The sequence below is a fragment of the Bacillus sp. LL01 genome (assembly GCF_001037965.1).
In genome coordinates, this window is the sequence record NZ_LFEL01000277.1 from 1 (window position 1) to 3099 (window position 3099).

Consider the following 3099-nt stretch of genomic DNA (forward strand, 5'->3'; position numbering starts at 1 on the left):
AGGTGATTGAAATGCGCATGAATATGTTCTTGTTCTTTATTATTCCCTGGCTAATTGCAACGATCTTTTTTAGAGGACAGAAAAGGCTCTTTAGGGGCCTATTCCCTTTTAGTTCCCTTCTATCCACTTCCGTTTGTTTATGGGGTGACTATCACAGGTACTGGGTGTTTAAGCCAAACCTAAAAAAGTTTCAAGTCATGACGACGATGCCCCTTACCTTAGGTCTATACCCTGTTCTTTCTACTCTGATGGTGTACTTGATCAAACAAACGAAGGAAAGTCCCTCTTCATGGATTTTAACGTTTACTTGTCTGACAACCATTTTGGAATTTTTAATGAAGCTTTTTGGACGAGCGACTTATGGCAATGGGTGGACGCTAAATAAAACGTTTATCTCCTATCTTATTCCTTATTACCTCGTTCATAAATACTCTCAATTTTTTCTGAAATAATCATGTAAAGCCCTACAGCTAGGGCTCTTTTGTACGTACCTTAATAGGCACTCTCCCTTGCGCTGAACATATGATGCATAAGAAGGAGTGATCTTATGCAGTGGCAGCAAAAAATTCCTTATTTACTAAATCATCCAATAGGCATCTCTTTTGCAAATGGGACCGGAACCTCTGGCGTGTTATGCGATGCAAGTGAACGGACATTATATGTACTAGAATACTTATACCACTTGCAATTCGCCATTAAGCAATATGATTATGCGACGATTCAAGACATTCATGGCTTCCCACCTTGTCAGAATCCACAACGGTATTAGCAAACGAAAAGAAGCGTTTCTGCTGATCACAGAAACGCTTTTTGCTTTTATGAAACTTCATTGATCATCGACTTTAACACCTTAATTTTTTGTTTAGCTACTAAAATATAGAGAATGTCATCTGGTTGAATGATTGTTTCTCCGTAAGGTGTGACTAGGTCTCCATTTCGAATGATCGCACTGATAAGAACGTCATTCGGAAAATCAATATCTTTTAATGCTTGTCCGGCCAATTTATTTTTTTCACGAACGACAAATTCGATAATCTCGGCATTCGCTTTCCCAATCGAAACCAGCTCTAAGGAATGTGGTGCCTCTACTTTATCTGGTCCATTCAACCCTAACTTCTCTGCAATAATGGAGATCGTCGACCCTTGTATCAGGGCTGATGTTAAGACTACGAAGAAAACAACATTAAAGAATAATTGACTGTTCTCTACCCCCATCGTCATCGGGAAGGTAGCAAGAACAATCGGCACGGCCCCTTTTAGACCAGCCCATGAAAGAAAGACTTTTTCCTTTACATTGAATCCCATTTTGAATGTTGATAGAAAAACAGCGATAGGACGTGCAATGAAAATTAAAATCATCGAGAGCAAGAATCCTTTTACAATGATATCAAAGGATAAAAATTGCGCAGGAAATACTAATAGACCAAGAATAATAAACATTAAAATTTGCATCATCCACGCAAATCCTTCATTAAACCTAAAAATAGAGTGACGATACGTTAAATCATGATTTCCAATCACAAGCGCTGCTACATACACAGCTAGCAATCCACTCGCTCCAACGAGATCGGTCAAACTGTACGTTAAGAGTGCAAAAGCAAGAGCAAAAATAGGATAGAGTCCACTCGAATCGAGATTAATTCGATTAATAGCAAAACTTGCAATCCGTCCAAATAAATAGCCTAATGCAAGACCAATCCCCATTTGCCAGAAGAAGGACCCTACAAGGAATAAATAGGAAGAATTCTCGACTGTTAATAACTCAATAAGAGCCAACGTGAGAAAGACTGCCATTGGATCATTCGTCCCTGATTCTGCTTCTAAGGTAGAACTTAATTTCTCTCTAATATTCTGTCCTTTTAATACAGCAAAGATAGCAGCCGCATCAGTTGAGCCAACGATCGCTCCAAATAAAAAGCCTTCTAGCCAAGTGATATCAAAGATTAATTTAGCAGCAACTGCCACAACGATGGTCGTTAATAAAACCCCTAAAGTGGCAAGTGACAAGGATGGTTTGGCAACCACTTTTACAGAAGACCATTTCGTTTGCAAACCACCTTCAAATAGAATCACAACTAAAGCAACAATTCCTACCAGTTGAGCGATCTTTGGATTATTAAAAGGGATAAATCCTAACCCATCACTTCCCATCACCATCCCAACAAGTAAGAACAAGACTAGAGCAGGTACGCCCAAACGGGTCGAGAATTTCGTTGTTAATACCCCTATGATCAGTAAWAAAGCCGTTAGTAAGATAAAATAATCAATATTTACGTACTCGAGCATTGATGGCTTTCCCCCTCCAATAGTTGTGGTGAAATTTTTTATAAATTAACATCTATCTTTACCTTCACACTCTTTTTCTCAATCCCGATATAGCGCAGCGTTTCAGCTTTCGTGGAATGATTAAAAATAGCTTGTAGCAAAGAAATCGCAACACCACCACAATAAGCATGGTACCCAAATGTTTTCCTCAAAGTATGCGTGCCTATTTTTTCTCTCATCCCTACTTCTCTTGCGACTTTATTGATGATTCGATACGCCTGCTGACGCGTGATCGGTTGGTCATTTTTTCGCGACTTAAAAAGGAAGTCTTCTTGTTGTAGACGGGCTTCTTTTATATAGGAGAAGAGAGCACCTTTTACCTTTTGATTAATATAGAAGAGTTTTTCTTCTGCGTTTTTAGCTTCCTTCAAAAGATAATAGTCCTTAATCGATTGTCCATCATAGACATCCTTCACTTTTATTTGGAGTAAATGACTGATGAGGATACCCGTGTTAATCCCAAAGACAAACAACACATAATCTCGTTTCGACTTTTCTTTAAGGACAGTTTTAATACGCTCAATCAACTCGATCTCTTTAATCGGCTCTACATATTCCATTTTCCACCTCAACGAACGTTACTTAATTATCATTTTACCATATGTTTTGTAACATTACTGACGTTATGCTTAGTAACTATGAACAATTCATCACTTTTTACTATTAAAGGTGCAGAGAAGTAAAGATATCCCATCTATACTTATATGTGTATGTTATAGTGTAGGGAAAGATCTTGGGGGTAAGTTATGATGCAAGCATTTATCAGTACCGAAA

Annotated in this window: 4 protein-coding genes; 2 read left to right on the top strand and 2 right to left on the bottom strand. The window is 38.2% G+C overall.

Translation table 11 applies throughout. The annotated features are described in order from the left end of the window. Both AB685_RS31945 and AB685_RS29345 read left to right on the top strand, forming a co-directional pair. Positions 1 to 452 (top strand): CBO0543 family protein (locus AB685_RS31945; protein ID WP_047974146.1); only part of this gene is annotated, 452 nt, incomplete at its 5' end. Between the two features lie 95 nt (positions 453 to 547). Continuing rightward, positions 548 to 769 carry a hypothetical protein gene (locus AB685_RS29345; protein ID WP_047974147.1) on the top strand — a complete coding sequence of 74 codons (222 nt, stop codon included), beginning with the start codon at positions 548 to 550 and terminating at the stop codon, positions 767 to 769. Positions 770 to 816: 47 nt separating this feature from the next. Here the strand turns inward: AB685_RS29345 and AB685_RS29350 are convergent, their stop codons facing one another. Together AB685_RS29350 and AB685_RS29355 are read right to left on the bottom strand one after the other, a co-directional pair. Then, on the bottom strand, positions 817 to 2286 hold the full coding sequence (locus AB685_RS29350) for a potassium/proton antiporter (RefSeq protein ID WP_047974148.1): 1470 nt from the start codon (positions 2284 to 2286) through the stop codon (positions 817 to 819). A 38-nt stretch (positions 2287 to 2324) separates the two neighbouring features. After that, a complete protein-coding gene (locus AB685_RS29355) occupies positions 2325 to 2885 on the bottom strand; it encodes a tyrosine-type recombinase/integrase (protein ID WP_047974149.1) in 561 nt (186 codons plus the stop codon). Between the last annotated feature and the right edge of the window lie 214 nt (positions 2886 to 3099).